This is a genomic window from Kitasatospora sp. NPDC002040 (assembly GCF_040296785.1).
In the GTDB taxonomy this organism is placed as follows: Bacteria; Actinomycetota; Actinomycetes; order Streptomycetales; family Streptomycetaceae; genus Kitasatospora.
Map to the genome: position 1 here is coordinate 12,994 of NZ_JBEOXV010000027.1, position 14,785 is coordinate 27,778.

Sequence of the window (14,785 nt, forward strand, 5' to 3'; positions counted from 1 at the left end):
CGGGGAGGCACGGATGGGGGAGCGATTCGGTCGCGAGGCCGAACAGGTCCGGGAGGCGGCTGAGTACCCGCCGCGCCGGGCCGAACCGATCCGGGTGCTGGTGGTCGACGACCACGCCCTGTTCCGCCGAGGCCTGGAGATCGTGCTGGCCGAGGAGGAGGACATCCGGGTCATCGGCGAGGCGGGGGACGGTGCCGAGGCGGTGCTGAAGGCGGCCGACCTGCTGCCCGACATCATCCTGATGGACGTCCGGATGCCCCGGCGGAGCGGGATCGAGGCCTGCACCGCGATCAAGGACGTGGTGCCCAGCACCAAGATCATCATGCTGACGATAAGCGACGAGGAAGCCGACCTCTACGAGGCGATCAAGGCGGGGGCCACCGGCTACCTGCTCAAGGAGATCTCCACCGACGAGGTCGCCACCGCGATCCGCGCGGTCGCCGACGGGCAGTCGCAGATCAGCCCGGCGATGGCCTCCAAGCTGCTCACCGAGTTCAAGTCGATGATCCAACGGAAGTCGGACGACCGGGAGTTGGTGCCCGCGCCGCGGTTGACCGACCGTGAGCTGGAGGTGCTCAAGCTGGTCGCCACCGGGATGAACAACCGGGAGATCGCCAAGGAGCTCTTCATCAGCGAGAACACGGTGAAGAACCACGTCCGGAACATTCTGGAGAAGCTGCAGCTGCACTCCCGGATGGAGGCCGTGGTCTACGCGATGCGGGAGAAGATCCTGGAGATCGGCTGAGGCCGACCTCCAGGAGTCCGGCTAGCGGGCGTTGACCTCGAGGAAGGTGCGGACGGCCGACTCCAGCGCGCCCTCGATCCAGGCGGGCTTCAGGCTGGTGTGCTCGCCGGCGAAGTGCACCCGGCCCTCGGGCAGCCGGGCGGCCGGGTGGAGCTCGTGCAGCTGGCCGGGGGTGGGGATGACCGCCTCGCCGAGCGCGTAGCGGGCCCGGGCCCAGGACTGGGTGACGCCGACGCCGGTGAACTCGCGGCGGACCCGCGGGCCGAACAGCCGCTCCAGGTCGTTCAGCGCGAAGGCGTACCGCTCGCCGGGCGTCAGCGAGTCCCAGCGCATCGCGTCGTCCGCCCAGGTGTACGAGGCCAGCACCACGCCGCCCGGTGCGCCGTCCGGCGCGTGCGAGGGGAAGTAGGTGAACCGGCTCGCGCTGTCGGAGGCGCAGCCGCCGCCGGTGAAGCCCCCCGGGCCGGTCTCCCAGAACCTGGTCCTGAACTCCAGCAGCACCTTGGTGGCCGAGTCGTAGTGCAGCTCGGTCACCGCGCGGCGCTTCGGGTAGGACATCAGCGGCTCGATCCGGCAGAACCGGAGCGCGCTGAACGGGATGGTGACGACGGCGTAGTCGCCCTCGAAGACCTCGGTCGGGTCGATCGGCGCGCCGTCGGGCGACTCCTCGTCGCCGCTCTCGGCCATCGTCTCGATCCTGACCCCGCCGGCCTGCTGGGTCAGCCGGGTCATCCGGCGGCCCATCCGCAGCTCGGCCGCCAGCGGCTCGGCGAGCTTGGCGGTGAGCGTGTCGGTGCCGCCCGCCAGCTCCCAGTACCGGTTGGTGGGGCTGATCACGGCGTGGTCGATCAGGGTCGGGACCAGTGAGTAGTGCAGCCGGGAGGTCAGGTTCTCCAGCGTCCCCGCGGCCTGCACCGAGGCCGGGTCCCAGCCGGCCTCCTCGTGCAGGAAGCGGCGGGTGGAGTGGTAGCCGTACTTCTGGAACACCTCGGTCCAGCCGTCCAGCCGCTGCCCGAGGTCGCCGGCCGGGGTCACCTTCGCGAAGGCCCGGTCGACGGCCTGGGCGGCGGTGGTGTCGAAGCGGGCCCCGAAGGAACGATTCACTTCGGCGGGGGAACGGTTGTACGCGGCCTTGGTGGTCTGCAGGCCGTTGACCGCCAGGAAGGTGCGGAAGTTGGCGGTCGGCGGGCGGAACTCCCGCTCGGGGCCGTTGCTCCAGGTCTCGCCGGTGAACGAGCGGTACGTCACCGGGGGCACCGCACCGACGGGCCGGGTGCCCGGGGTGATGTCGGCGTTGTAGAACAACTGCCGCCGCAGGCCGAGCTTGTCGGCCAGCGCGAGCACCAGCGGGTGGAAGTCCGGCAGCCGCATGGCCCCGGCCTCGGCGTACAGCCGGGAGTCGGCGAACATGCCGCGGAAGGTCTTGATCCGGCCGCCGACCCGGCTGCCGTTGGCCTCGATCACCACCACCTCGTGCCCGGCCTGCTTGAGCAGCGTGGCCGTGGTCAGCCCCGCGACGCCGGCCCCGACCACCAGGACGCGTTTGCGCCGGGTGCCGGTGGTGGCGGGGCCGGGCGGGAGCTGACCGTCGATCAGGATCCGCAGGTACTCGAGCGTCAGGTCGGTCCGCTCGTCGTCGGCGACCATCAGCATCTTGCGGGCCAGGTCGCGGCTGACCGCCGCGTCGGCCCGGGACTGCGGCGCCGCCACCGAACGGGGGGCGAACCCGGCGGCGCCGGCGGCGGCAGTGGCGGCGGCCGTGCCGAGCAGGGCACGGCGGCTGAACCGTGATCGGGCGGTGGTCGGACCCATCGTTGCTCCAAACGGTCGTGGTGCGGACACCACGGGGCAACGGCGGGTGATCACCGATGACACGCCCGGCCGGTGAAGATCACCCGATCCGACCAACCGTCAGGACAGCAGCTTCTCCACCGCCGGGCGCAGCGCCTCGTCGTGCAGCGCCTCCACCCGGACGTCCGTGCAGCCGACCCAGGAGGCCGCCTCGCGGAGCGCCTCGGCCAGTGCCCCGACGTGCCGGGGCGAGGTCAGCGAGACCTGACGGGCCACCAGGGTGCGGCCCTCCCGAGCCGGGTCCACCCGGCCGACCAGGCGGCCGCCGGCCAGCAGCGGCATCGCGAAGTAGCCGTGCACCCGCTTGTGCTTGGGGGTGTACGCCTCCAGCCGGTGGGCCATGTCGAAGATCCGCTCCGTCCGGGGGCGGTCCCAGACCAGCGAGTCGAACGGGGAGAGCAGGGTCGTCCGGTGCCGCCCGCGCGGGGTGCTCGCCAGCGCCGCCGGGTCGGCCCAGGCCGGTGCGCCCCAGCCGGCCACCGTGACCGGGACCAGGCCGGCCTCGGGCAGCGCCGCGTCGAAGTGCTTCGCCTTGAGCCGGTGGTAGTCCATCAGGTCGGCCCGGGTGGCCACCCCGAGCGCGGCACCGGCCTGGGCGATCAGCCGCTGGACGCACTCCTGGTCGGTCAGGTCCTGCTCGAACAGCTCGGCGGGGATGGCCTGTTCGGCCAGCGCGTAGACCCGCTTCCAGCTCCGCCGCTCGGTGCAGACCACGTCGCCGAAGGCGAGCGCCCGTTCCACCGCGATCTTGGTGTCGGACCAGTCCCACCACTCCGAGGTCCGCTTCGCGCCGCCCAGCTCGGTGGAGGTCAGCGGGCCCTCCGCGCGCAGCTGGTCGAGCACCCGCAGGTAGGTCTCCTCGGTGACCTCGCCGCCCCAGAGGTGGCCCCGGTTGCGGAACCCCCGGCGGCGGAAGGCGAACAGCGGCCACTCCTCGATCGGCAGGATGCAGGCCGCGTGCGACCAGTACTCGAAGGTGCCGGCGGAGCCCCAGTAGGCCGACTCGACCGCCGGGCGGCCGACCGCGCCGAGCCGGGCGTACGGGATCAGCTCGTGCGAGCGGGCCAGCACCGAGATGGTGTCCAGCTGCACCGCGCCGAGGTGGCGGAGCACGCCGCGCACACCGCCGCGTCTGTCCGGGGCGCCGAGCAGGCCCTGGGCGCGGAGCGCGATCCGGCGGGCCTCGTCGGCGGAGAGCTCGACGGCCGGGGCGGGGGTCGGGGCGGAGGAGGTCGGGGCGGTCATGCCCGGCAGCGTAGAACCTCGGTCCGACAACCGGGAGCCGGGAACCAACCACTCGTCCTGTACGTAACAACGAGCGCGAGGGGCAGGGACGGTGGACCGATTTGTCCGGACCGGAGTGCTATCGGTGGTTGTGCTCCCACGGGTGACACGGTATTACCGTGCTGACGCACCTCCCGGCGCATTGGCCTCCTCGCATACGATGGCCCGTGCGGTGGGGTCGACCCACCGTGCAGTCGTCCAGAGCCGATCCAGGCAAGGAGCCCGCCCAAGTGTCCGTCTTCGACAAGATCCTGCGCGCCGGCGAGGGTAAGACCCTTCGCAAGCTGCAGCGGATTGCCGCCCAGGTCAACTCCATCGAAGAGGACTTCGTCAACCTCACGGACGACGAGCTGCGCGCCCTGACCGACGAGTACAAGCAGCGCGTCGCCGACGGTGAGACCCTGGACGACATCCTCCCCGAGGCCTTCGCCACGGTCCGCGAGGCCGCCAAGCGCGTCCTCGGCCAGCGCCACTACGACGTCCAGCTGATGGGCGGCGCCGCGCTGCACCTCGGCTTCGTCGCCGAGATGCGCACCGGCGAGGGCAAGACCCTGGTCGGCACGCTGCCCGCGTACCTGAACGCGCTGACGGGCAAGGGCGTCCACCTCATCACGGTCAACGACTACCTCGCCGAGCGCGACTCGGAGTGGATGGGCCGGGTGCACCGCTTCCTCGGCCTCGAGGTCGGCGTGATCCTCGGCAACATGTCGCCCGCCGAGCGCAAGCGCCAGTACGCGATGGACATCACGTACGGCACCAACAACGAGTTCGGCTTCGACTACCTGCGCGACAACATGGCGTGGTCGCAGGACGAGCTGGTGCAGCGCGGCCACAACTTCGCGGTGGTCGACGAGGTCGACTCGATCCTGATCGACGAGGCCCGTACGCCGCTGATCATCTCCGGCCCGGCCGACCAGGCGACCAAGTGGTACGCCGACTTCGCCAAGCTGGTCCAGCGCCTCAAGCGCGACCGCGACTACGAGGTCGACGAGAAGAAGCGCACCGTCGGCGTGCTGGAGGAGGGCGTCGGCCGGGTCGAGGACTACCTCGGCATCGACAACCTCTACGAGTCGGTGAACACCCCGCTGGTCGGCTTCCTGAACAACGCGATCAAGGCCAAGGAGCTCTACAAGAACGACAAGGACTACGTCGTCATGAACGGCGAGGTCATGATCGTTGACGAGCACACCGGCCGCATGCTCGCGGGCCGCCGCTACAACGAGGGCATGCACCAGGCGATCGAGGCCAAGGAGGGGGTGGAGGTCCAGAACGAGAACCAGACCCTGGCCACCGTCACCCTGCAGAACTTCTTCCGGCTGTACGACAAGCTCGGCGGCATGACCGGTACGGCCACCACCGAGGCGGCCGAGTTCCACCAGATCTACAAGCTCGGCGTGGTGCCGATCCCGACCAACAAGACCCCGCTCCGGATCGACCAGCCCGACCTGATCTACAAGTCCGAGCCGGCCAAGTTCGCCGCCGTGGTCGAGGACATCGTGGAGAAGCACGAGAAGGGCCAGCCGATCCTGGTCGGCACCGTCTCGGTGGAGAAGTCCGAGTACCTCTCCCAGGAGCTGCGCAAGCGCGGTGTCCCGCACGAGGTGCTGAACGCCAAGCACCACGAGCGCGAGGCGCAGATCGTCGCCCAGGCCGGCCGCAAGGGCGCCGTCACGGTGGCCACCAACATGGCCGGCCGCGGCACCGACATCATGCTCGGCGGCAACGCCGACCACCTCGCGGCGGCGGAGCTGGCCCAGCGCGGCCTGACCGAGCTGGACACGCCCGAGGAGTACGAGGCCGCCTTCCCGGCCGCGCTGGAGAAGGCCAAGGGCGCGGTCAAGGCGGAGCAGGAGGAGGTCCAGTCGCTGGGCGGCCTCTACGTGCTCGGCACCGAGCGGCACGAGTCCCGCCGGATCGACAACCAGCTGCGCGGCCGCTCCGGCCGCCAGGGCGACCCGGGCGAGTCCCGGTTCTACCTCTCGCTCGGCGACGACCTGATGCGGCTCTTCAAGGCCGGCATGGTCGAGCGCGTGCTGGCGATGGCCAACGTGCCGGAGGACGTGCCGATCGAGTCCAAGATGGTCACCCGGGCGATCGCCTCGGCGCAGACCCAGGTCGAGCAGCAGAACTTCGAGATCCGCAAGAACGTGCTCAAGTACGACGAGGTGCTGAACCGTCAGCGCGAGGTCATCTACGGCGAGCGCCGGCGGGTCCTGGAGGGCGAGGACCTGCAGGAGCAGGTCGGCCACTTCATGGACGACACCGTCGCCGCGTACGTCAGCGCCGCGACCGGCGAGGGCTTCGAGGACGACTGGGACCTCGAGAAGCTGTGGACCGCGCTGAAGCAGCTCTACCCGCTCACCCTTGAGCTGGAGGAGCTGGAGGAGGAGGCCGGCGGCCCGGCCGGGATGACCGCGGAGTTCCTCACCCGGGTGCTCCAGGAGGACATCCAGGCGCAGTACGGTGCCCGCGAGGACCAGCTCGGCTCGGAGATCATGCGCGAGCTGGAGCGCCGGGTCGTCCTCTCGGTGCTGGACCGCCGCTGGCGCGAGCACCTCTACGAGATGGACTACCTCCAGGAGGGCATCGGCCTGCGGGCGATGGCCCAGCGCGACCCGCTGGTCGAGTACCAACGCGAGGGCTTCGACATGTTCGGCGCCATGATGGAGGGCATCAAGGAGGAGTCGGTCGGCTACCTGTTCAACCTGGAGGTCCAGGTCGAGCAGCAGGTCGAGGAGGTCCCGCTGGCGGACGCCGAGGAGACCCTGGCCCGGCTGGAGAAGGACGCCGCCGCGGCCCGTCCGGAGATCAAGGCCAAGGGCCTGGAGGCCCCGAAGCCGCAGCGTCTGCACTACACCGCCCCGTCGGTGGACGGCGACGAGACCGTGGTCGAGGGCGACTTCGACGACACCCTGGGCGGCGAGGACGGCGACGGGCTGACCCGGGCCGAGCGCCGCAAGGCCGCTCGGGCGGCGAAGGGCCGTCGCCGCAAGTAAGGCCGTTCGTTCGATCGGAGGCGCGGAGCTGATCGCTCCGCGCCTTCGGCGTTCTCAGCGGGACTCCACGGCGGTGCACTGCCACTGCTCGGTCCTGCGGTGCCGCTCCAGCCGGAACGCCACCATGTGGTGCCGGGGCCCGAACTCGACCCGGACGCAGACCTCCAGGGCCCGCGCGGTGGGCGCGGAGTCGTACACCCGGCCCAGCCGGTGCGCCGTCAGCCGGCCGCGCGGGCGGAGCGGGCCGGACCGGACCAGGGCGGTGAGCTGCTGGTAGCCGGGCAGCGAGGTGTGCCGCTGGAGCTGTCCGGCCGGGCGGTGGCCGGTGAGCACCTCGACCAGCCGGTGGGCGAACCGCGCCGCCAGTTGGCTCTGCGCCGTACGGGCCGGGGAGCAGGCCGCCCGGGGGTGGCGGGGCGTCAGTTCGCCGACGGGGTGCGGGCGGCGGGGCACCCGGTCCGGGCGGCGCGGGTGCGGGTGGACCGGGTGGACCAGGGCGCGGACGCGGGGTGCGGGAGCGGTCAAGGCGGGCGCCCTTCGTTCGTCGGGTGCGGTCAGGTCCTTGGTACCGGTGCGGCGGGGGGCGGACAACGACGGGCCCGAGCGTGTCGGCGGCGGCCCGCGGTGTCACCTATCCGGGTGAGATGCACTGCGGGCAGCGGATCCGTACGGCCCGGGGTGGCGCGTCCGGTTGACGGGCCGAGGGGTGGGACGGGGCTCGAAGGGGGACGTTCCCGACGGCGCCCGGGAGCGGCGTCGGCCGCCCGGCGGGTGGGCGGGGGAGGATCGGGGGCGGAGGTGGGCGAGGTGGGCGAGGTGCGGCGGGGCCTGGTGCTCGGCGGCGGCGGGATGCTCGGTGCGGCCTGGACGATCGGTGCGCTGTGCGCGGTGGAGGAGGCGACCGGCTGGCGGCCGGGCTCGGCCGAGATCGTGCTGGGCACCTCGGCCGGTTCGATCCTGGGGACGCTGCTGACGGCCGGGGTCGGGGCGGCCGAGCTGAGGGACCATCAGCGCGGCCTGGAGATCACCACCGGCCCGCTGGCGGGCGTCGACTTCGACTACGACACGGCGGTGGGCGGCGCGCTGCCGCCGCGTCCCCGCCCCGGGATCGGTTCGCCCGGCCTGCTGCGGGACGCCGTCCGGCACCCGCGCGAGTACCCGTTCCTGACCATGGTCTCGGCCGCCGTGCCGACCGGGCGGGGCTCGGTGGCACCGGTGGGTGAGCTGGTCCGGGGGCTGGTGGGCGACGGGGGCTGGCCGGCCGGCTCCGGCCTGCGGGTGGCGGCGGTGGACTACCGGACCGGGCGGCGGGTGGCCTTCGGCGACCCCGGTGCGCCGGAGGTGCCGGTCGACCGGGCGGTGATGGCCTCCTGCGCGATCCCCGGCTGGTTCGCCCCGGTGGAGGTGAACGGGAGCCGGTACGTCGACGGGGGCTGCTGGTCGGCGACCAACGCCGACCTGATGGCGGGCCGGGGCCTGGACGAGGTGTACGTGCTCGCGCCGATGGCCCTGCGGCCGTCCTGGCCGGACGGGCGGGTGGTGGAGCGGGGGACGCTCGCGGCGGTCCGGGAGTGGCGGCAGCGGGACCGGCCGCGCGGGGTGCTGGCGCAGCTGGTGAGCCGGTACCGGCGTGCGGTGACCCGTCAACTGATGCGGGAGGCAAGGGAGTTGCGGGCAGGCGGGGTGCGGGTGCAGCTGCTGGCGCCGACGCTGGAGGACCTGGCGGCGATGGGGCCGAACATGATGGACCCGGCCCGCCGGGGCCAGACGCTGGAGACGGCGCTGCACACCACGGCGCGGGCGCTGCGGTAGCCCTCCGGGCCCCTGGCGGGGTGCGGGAGGTGCGTATTGTTGGGTCTGGCTTTCCCTGCCCCGCCGAAGAACCGGAGTGCTCCCGATGCGCGTGTACGTGCCCACGACCCTGGCCGGACTGGCGGCGGCGTACCCCGGTGGAGCGCTGGACCAGTCGGTGGCGTACGCGGTGACGCCTGCGCTGCGCGAGTGGTACGTCAGCGACGACCTGGAGGAGCTGGAGTACGCGGCCCTCAACCGCGCTGCGCAGGCCGCGCTGCGGCTGCTCGCAGCCGACCCCTCGGCCCCTCGCCGCCGGGTGGTGGTGGCGGTCGAGGTGGCCGATTCCGGGGTGGGGCCGTTCGTCGGGGACGAGTACCAGGACCAGGCGTCGCTGGGCCGGGTGGTGCTCAAGGGCCCGCTGCCGCTGGCGAAGGCGGCCGCGGTGCACGCGGACGTGGCCGACGCCGACGTGGTGGCGGACATCGCCGCCGCGGCCGCCGTGATCGAGGCCGCGGACAAGGGCGACGACGACGCGCAGTTCACCGTGGACGGCGCCGAGGACCACGAGCTGCTCTGGTTCGCGACCCAGGAGATCCCCGCCCTGCTGGCCTGACGCCCCGTTGCCCTGATGCCCTGGCCGTCGGCTCAGGGGGTGACGATGGCGAAGTTCGGGTCCGGCTTGTCGAGCACCGCCAGCAGCTTGGGCAGCAGGGTGGCGTCGCCGGTGACGGTGACGCCGTCCAAGCCCTTGCCGGCCAGCAGGCCGAGCAGTTGGGGCTTGGTCAGGGTCAGGCTCACACCGGCGTCGGCGGCCGGGACGGTGCTGCTGCGGTAGGTCAGCACGCCGTTGGCGAGCCGGAGGTGCCAGACCCGGCCGAGGGCGGGCAGGTTCCAGTCCATGGTCAGGGCGAGGTCCCAGGCCCGGGGGCCGTTCACCCGGATCGCCACCGAGTCGATCAGCTGCTCGACGGTGAGCGCCATCAGCATGTCGGCGCCGGTGGTGGAGGCGGTGGCGGGCTTCACGCCCTCGCGCAGCTCCATCGCGCCGGTGAGGTAGAAGTTGCGCCAGACCGCGTTCTCGGTGGCCCGGCCGAGGCTGTCGTAGACCTTGGCCAGCTCGTTCCTGGCCCGGCGGTCGGCGGGGTCGGCGAAGACGCAGTGGTTGAGCAGGGTGGCGGCGAACCGCAGGTCGCCGTCGTGGACGAAGCGCAGCGCGGTGGCGGTGGCGAGCCGCTGGCCGCCCATGGCCCGGACGTAGCGCTTGGACTCCTCCACCGGCGGGTGCTCCCAGAGGTGCGCCGGGTTGCCGTCGAACCAGCCCAGGTAGCGCTGGTAGATGCCCTTGACGTTGTGGCTGAGCGAGCCGTAGTAGCCGCGGTTGGCCCACACCGCGTCCAGGGCGGGCGGCAGTTGGAGCTGCTCGGCGATCTCGTGGCCGGTCAGGCCCTGGTTGATCATCCGCAGCGTCTGGTCGTGCAGGTAGGCGTACAGGTCGCGCTGGTGCTCCAGCAGGGTGGTGATCTGCTCACCGCCCCAGGTCGGCCAGTGGTGCGAGGCGAAGGCCACGTCCACCCTGCCCCGGAACAGCTCGGCCGACTCGCCCAGGTAGAGCGCCCACTGCCGGGCGTCCCGGACCTGGGCGCCGCGCAGGGTGATGATGTTGTGCATGGTGTGGGTGGCGTTCTCGGCCATGCAGACGGCCCGCAGGTCGGGGAAGAGGAAGTTCATCTCGGCGTGCGCCTCGGTGCCGGGCGTGAGCTGGAACTCGATCCGGACGCCGTCCAGGGTCTCGGTCTGACCGGTCTTCGAGACGTACCCGGTCGGCGGGATCAGGCCGATGGTGCCGACCGAGACGTTCTGCCCGAGGCCGCAGCCGATCTGCGCGGCGGCGCCCTTGGGCAGCTGCGCGCCGTACATGTACGAGGCCCGCCGGGTCATCGCGGTGCCGGCGTAGACGTTCTCCGAGACGGCGTGCTCCATGAAGCCCTCGGGGGCCAGGATCGGGACGCTCCCCGCGCCGTTCGGCAGTACGCCCCGGCAGCCGCCGAAGTGGTCGACGTGTGGGTGGGTGTAGATCAGCCCGGTGACCTTCCGGTCGCCCCGGTGGGCCCGGTACAGGCCGAGGGCGGCGGCCGCGGTCTCGGCCGAGATCAGCGGGTCGATCACGACGATGCCGGTGTCGCCCTCGACGATCGTCATGTTCGACAGGTCGAGGCCGCGGACCTGGTAGATCCGCTCGGTGACCTTGAACAGGCCCTGCTTCGCCGTCAGTTGGCTCTGCCGCCAGAGGCTCGGGTCGGCGGTCTTAGGTGCCGGGCCGTTCAGGAAGGCGTACGCGTCGTTGTCCCAGACCACCTGGCCGGCCGCGTTCTTCACCACCCCGGGGGTGAGCGCGCCGATGAAGCCCCGCTCGGCGTCGGCGAAGTCGGTCCGGTCGCCGTACGGCAGCGCGCCGGTGCCGGTCGCGCTCTCCCCGTCGGCTCCGTCCCGGCCGTCGGACCGCCCGGTCGCCGCCGCGCTCAGCGGGTTGAGGGCGAGGGCCGCGGCGGCGGCACCGGTGGCGGCGACGAAGCCGCGACGGTCGAGCGGGCTCATGGGGTACCTCACAGCACGAAGGGGGCGGGCGTTGACGCCGACCCTGCTGCCCGGCCGGGTGCCGGTCAATGGCGGGCGGCGGAATTGGGAGGGCTCCCTGCGCGGGCCGGGCCGAGGCTGTGAGCGGTCCCATTGCACATCCGCCGCCGGACCCGGCGGTCCGCCGTGCGGGTGGTCTTCCCCGGCCTGCGGGTCCGGCGTCGGCCGCCCGTGGCGGCCGGGAGCCGATGATGGGCCGACCCCAGGCGAGGGAGGGCGACCATGGCCGATCGGCGGAGTCGGATGACAGGGCGGTGGCCGGTGGTGGCCGCAGTCGCGGTCGCGCTGCTGGCCGGGATCGGCGGGTGGGCCTGGCCGACCGGGCACCCGGCGTCCAGGGCGATCACCCTGGACGAGGCGGGGCGGCTCGCACTGGCCCGTTTCACCACGTACGAGAAGAGCCCGGCCCGGGTCCGGATCACCGTGCAGGGCCGGGACGGTGACAGTGTGGTGGACGGTCTGGTCGACTTCCGCAGCCATCACGCCGTCGGCAGCTACCGGATCCCGGGCGCGGACCCGGGTCTGCTCGCCTGGGACCGGGAGGGTGTCGGCGTCGCCCCCGCCGCCGGGCCGGGCGGCCCGCCGGCGCTGTCGGCCGCGGCGACCATGCCGCGGGCCGCCTGGTCGCCGCGGGCCTTCAGCTCGGACCCGTTCGACGTCGGGCTGAACCTGGTGCTGCGGCTGGCCGCCGACCGGCCGGACAACGCCCAGGTGCTCGCCGAGCAGGGCCCCCGGTGGCTGCGCGGCGAGCGGATCGACGCCCGGTCCTACGACGTCTTCTCGGGCCCCCGGCCCCGGTCGGCCGCCGACCGGGGCGAGTCGCCGCTGACGTACTGGGTCGACGGCGAGGGCGGTCTGCGCCGGGTGACGATGCGGGTGGCCGGGCTGGAGCGCCTGGTCACGGTGGACTTCCCCGGCGGACCGGCCGACCCGGTTCCCGGCACCCCGTGGACCCTGGGCTGACGCCCCCTCAGCCGGTCGGCAGCGGGTACGCGTCGGGGTCGACCGCCCCGGGCAGCCCGACCGCCGGACGCACCGGGGCGTCCGCCCCGCCGGGCAGCTGCGGCTGCGCGGGCGGCGCGGGCAGGGTCCGGAACGAGACCCCGGGCGGGACCGCCGCCCGGGCGGGCTCGGTCGCGACCGGCCCCGGGGTGCAGGATGCCGACGGGGCACCGGAGTTGGCGCCGACGCAGTTGCCCGGGTCGGCCGCCGTGGCGACCAGGTCGGCCCCGTTGCCCCGGACCAGGTTGCCGTCGACGGTGTTGCCGCCCGCCCGGTAGCCCTGGACGTCGCGGAGCAGCAGCCCGGCGGCCGCGTTGCCCCGGACCAGGTTGCGGGTGACGGTGTTGGTGCTGCCCCCGCCGATCCCGATCCCGATGCCGAACCCGCCGTCCGCCTGCTCGGGGCTGCGGTCGTCGTTGTTGTCGGTGACGGTGTTCCCGGCGATCACCGCGCCGTGCTGCGGCGCCAGCGCCTCGAAGTCGTTGGAGTTCACCGTCACCCCTACCCGGTTGTGCACGGCGCGGTTGCCGAGGAACCAGAGCTGCTCGGAGGCGTTGGTGACCTCGATGCCCACCGCGTTGTGCTCGACCAGGTTGTCCCGCACCACGGTCGCGCAGGGGCGGCACTGGCCGACGTAGATGCCGGAGTCGGCCTGCCCCGAGGCGTACGAGTGCTCGATCACCCCCGACCTGGAGTCGAAGGCGTAGATGCCGTACAGCGCGTTGTTGTAGGCCGTCACGTAGGAGGCCCGGAATCCCTGCAGCGGCGGGAACCGCTCGGTGTCGAGCGGGTCGTACCCGGAGCCGCCCGCGCCCCGGCCCTGCAGCCGCTCGTCCGTCACCCCGGTGAACAGCAGCCCGTTGGCCAGGTGGTGGCGGACCGTCAGGTTCTCCACCGCCGACTCCGCCCCCGTCACGGTGATGCCGTTGACCCGGCGGAACTCGCCGTCCACCACCACGGCGTTGCGGTCCGCCCCGCGCAGCACCACGCGCGGCTTGGCCAGCAGCACGCTCTCCCGGTACACGCCGGGGGAGACCAGCACCACGTCGCCCGGGCGGGCGGCGTCGACCCCGCGCTGGATCGACGGGGCGTCCTGCGGGACCCGGACCACGCCGGGCGCGCCCGGCGGGGCGAGCGGCGTCCGGTCGGCCGGGCCCGAGCAGCCGGCCAGCAGGGCGGCCCCGACCAGGAGGACGGCGAGACGGTGGCGGGGGCGGGCGTGATGGCTGGGCATGTCGCCCTGTGTATCGTATCCGCGACTCACCGTGCGCACGGCGTGGTATCGAATGGCCCAATCCGGCGCGTGCGCCCAGCTGCCGGACGGAGACCTCGTGCCCGCTGCCCCTCCCGGCCCGTCCCGGCGCGGGCTGCTGTCCGGCGCGGTCCTGCTGGCGGCGGCCGCCGGGTGCGGGCCGGTCGCCGAACCGGTCGCGGAACCGGCCGGGGATGCGGTCGGGGATGCGGCCGGCCCCTACCCGGAACGGCCCGGACGGCAGGCCGGGGTGACCACTCCCCAGCCGGACAGCCTGCTGCTCGCCGCCTACGACCTCGCCCCGGGGGTGGCCGGGCCCGAGGGGGCCGGGCGGCTGCGGGAGCTGCTGGCCCGGTGGCCGGGCGGGCCGCCGGTCATCGGGGCCACCGCCACGGTCGGGATCGGCCCCGCCCTGCCCGGGCGGCTCGGACTGCGGACGCCGGAGGGTCTGGCCGAGCTGCCCGCCTTCCCCGGGGACCGGCTCGATCCGGCCCGCTGCGGCGGTGACCTGGTGGTCCAGCTCTGCGCCCCCGACGTCTGGACGGTGGTGACCGCCGCCGCCGGGTTCGACCGGGCCGTCCGGGGTCTGCTGACGGTCCGTTGGCGGCGGTCCGGCTTCCAGCAGCCGGTCGCGCGGGGGGAGACGCCCCGCAACCTGTTCGGCTTCAAGGACGGCACCGTCAACCCCGACCCGGGCGAGCGCGAACGCTGGGTCTGGCTCACCGACGGCCCCGACCGGGACGGCACCTACCTGGTGGTCCGTCAGATCAGGATGCTGACCGAGGAGTTCGCCCGGCTGCCGGGCGACCGCAGGGAGGCCGTGGTCGGCCGCCGGCTGGACAGCGGCGCGGCGCTCGGCCGGAGCGCCGAGCACGAGGAGCCGGACCTGTTCGCCAAGGCCGCCGACGGCCGGTACCTGCTGCCGGCCGACTCGCACGTCCGGCTGGCCCACTCGCGGCTCGACGGCGGCGCCCGGATGCTGCGCCGGGGTTACTCGTACGCGGACGGGCCCGAGGAGCAGGGGCTGGTGTTCCTGGCGTTCATGCGCGACCCGGCGCTGTTCGTCCGGGTCCAGGAGCGGCTGGCCGGTGCGGACGCGATGAACGCCTATCTGGAGCACCGGGGTTCGGCTGTCTTCCACATCCTGCCGGGCGCGCTGCCCGGCCGCCCGCTGGGCTCCGCGCTGTTCGGCGGGCCGTAGGAGACGGACAGGGGCCGGACCGCCCT

The 14,785-nt window shown here is 73.3% G+C and carries 11 protein-coding genes; 6 read left to right on the forward strand and 5 right to left on the reverse strand.

Annotated features, from left to right (window positions below):
* The first annotated feature begins 13 nt into the window (after positions 1-13).
* Positions 14-745 carry a response regulator gene (locus ABT118_RS31180; protein WP_502884743.1) on the forward strand — a complete coding sequence of 244 codons (732 nt, stop codon included), beginning with the start codon at positions 14-16 and terminating at the stop codon, positions 743-745.
* 21 nt (positions 746-766) lie between these two features.
* Here ABT118_RS31180 and ABT118_RS31185 read toward each other — a convergent pair whose 3' ends face one another.
* Together ABT118_RS31185 and ABT118_RS31190 are read right to left on the reverse strand one after the other, a co-directional pair.
* Positions 767-2,557 (reverse strand): flavin monoamine oxidase family protein, encoded by a 1,791-nt coding sequence (locus ABT118_RS31185; protein ID WP_350677022.1) that lies wholly within the window; start codon positions 2,555-2,557, stop codon positions 767-769.
* 99 nt (positions 2,558-2,656) lie between these two features.
* The gene (locus ABT118_RS31190; protein WP_350677027.1) at positions 2,657-3,841 is read right to left on the reverse strand and encodes a winged helix-turn-helix domain-containing protein; all 1,185 of its coding nucleotides are present in this window, start codon (positions 3,839-3,841) and stop codon (positions 2,657-2,659) included.
* Positions 3,842-4,110: 269 nt separating this feature from the next.
* Here ABT118_RS31190 and secA point away from each other — a divergent pair, with 269 nt between their 5' ends.
* Entirely contained in the window at positions 4,111-6,876 is a 2,766-nt protein-coding gene (gene secA / locus ABT118_RS31195) for a preprotein translocase subunit SecA (protein WP_350677034.1), read from the forward strand.
* 54 nt (positions 6,877-6,930) lie between these two features.
* Here the strand turns inward: secA and ABT118_RS31200 are convergent, their stop codons facing one another.
* Complete coding sequence (locus tag ABT118_RS31200; protein WP_350677039.1) at positions 6,931-7,401, reverse strand: Rv3235 family protein; 471 nt, start codon at positions 7,399-7,401, stop codon at positions 6,931-6,933.
* Positions 7,402-7,683: 282 nt separating this feature from the next.
* On the opposite strand from ABT118_RS31200, the gene ABT118_RS31205 reads away from it, so the two are divergent.
* On the forward strand, positions 7,684-8,688 hold the full coding sequence (locus ABT118_RS31205; RefSeq protein ID WP_350677043.1) for a patatin-like phospholipase family protein: 1,005 nt from the start codon (positions 7,684-7,686) through the stop codon (positions 8,686-8,688).
* Positions 8,689-8,773: 85 nt separating this feature from the next.
* Positions 8,774-9,283 (forward strand): DUF6912 family protein, encoded by a 510-nt coding sequence (locus ABT118_RS31210; RefSeq protein WP_350677046.1) that lies wholly within the window; start codon positions 8,774-8,776, stop codon positions 9,281-9,283.
* Positions 9,284-9,315: 32 nt separating this feature from the next.
* Here ABT118_RS31210 and ABT118_RS31215 read toward each other — a convergent pair whose 3' ends face one another.
* A complete protein-coding gene (locus tag ABT118_RS31215; protein WP_350677052.1) occupies positions 9,316-11,265 on the reverse strand; it encodes an alkyl/aryl-sulfatase in 1,950 nt (649 codons plus the stop codon).
* A gap of 282 nt (positions 11,266-11,547) precedes the next feature.
* Between ABT118_RS31215 and ABT118_RS31220 the strand changes: the two genes are divergently transcribed.
* Entirely contained in the window at positions 11,548-12,267 is a 720-nt protein-coding gene (locus ABT118_RS31220; RefSeq protein ID WP_350677057.1) for a hypothetical protein, read from the forward strand.
* Between the two features lie 7 nt (positions 12,268-12,274).
* On the opposite strand, the gene ABT118_RS31225 is transcribed toward ABT118_RS31220, so the two are convergent.
* Positions 12,275-13,540 (reverse strand): right-handed parallel beta-helix repeat-containing protein, encoded by a 1,266-nt coding sequence (locus ABT118_RS31225; protein WP_350677063.1) that lies wholly within the window; start codon positions 13,538-13,540, stop codon positions 12,275-12,277.
* Positions 13,541-13,637: 97 nt separating this feature from the next.
* On the opposite strand from ABT118_RS31225, the gene ABT118_RS31230 reads away from it, so the two are divergent.
* Positions 13,638-14,759 carry a Dyp-type peroxidase gene (locus tag ABT118_RS31230; RefSeq protein ID WP_350677070.1) on the forward strand — a complete coding sequence of 374 codons (1,122 nt, stop codon included), beginning with the start codon at positions 13,638-13,640 and terminating at the stop codon, positions 14,757-14,759.
* The last annotated feature ends 26 nt before the right edge of the window (positions 14,760-14,785 follow it).

Coding starts and splice junctions, on each gene's coding strand:
- ABT118_RS31180 (WP_502884743.1), top strand. CDS start 14: ATGGGGGAGCGATTCGGTCGCGAGGCCGAACAGGTCCGGGAGGCGGCT.
- ABT118_RS31185 (WP_350677022.1), bottom strand. CDS start 2,557: ATGGGTCCGACCACCGCCCGATCACGGTTCAGCCGCCGTGCCCTGCTC.
- ABT118_RS31190 (WP_350677027.1), bottom strand. CDS start 3,841: ATGACCGCCCCGACCTCCTCCGCCCCGACCCCCGCCCCGGCCGTCGAG.
- ABT118_RS31210 (WP_350677046.1), top strand. CDS start 8,774: ATGCGCGTGTACGTGCCCACGACCCTGGCCGGACTGGCGGCGGCGTAC.
- ABT118_RS31215 (WP_350677052.1), bottom strand. CDS start 11,265: ATGAGCCCGCTCGACCGTCGCGGCTTCGTCGCCGCCACCGGTGCCGCC.
- ABT118_RS31220 (WP_350677057.1), top strand. CDS start 11,548: ATGACAGGGCGGTGGCCGGTGGTGGCCGCAGTCGCGGTCGCGCTGCTG.
- ABT118_RS31225 (WP_350677063.1), bottom strand. CDS start 13,540: ATGCCCAGCCATCACGCCCGCCCCCGCCACCGTCTCGCCGTCCTCCTG.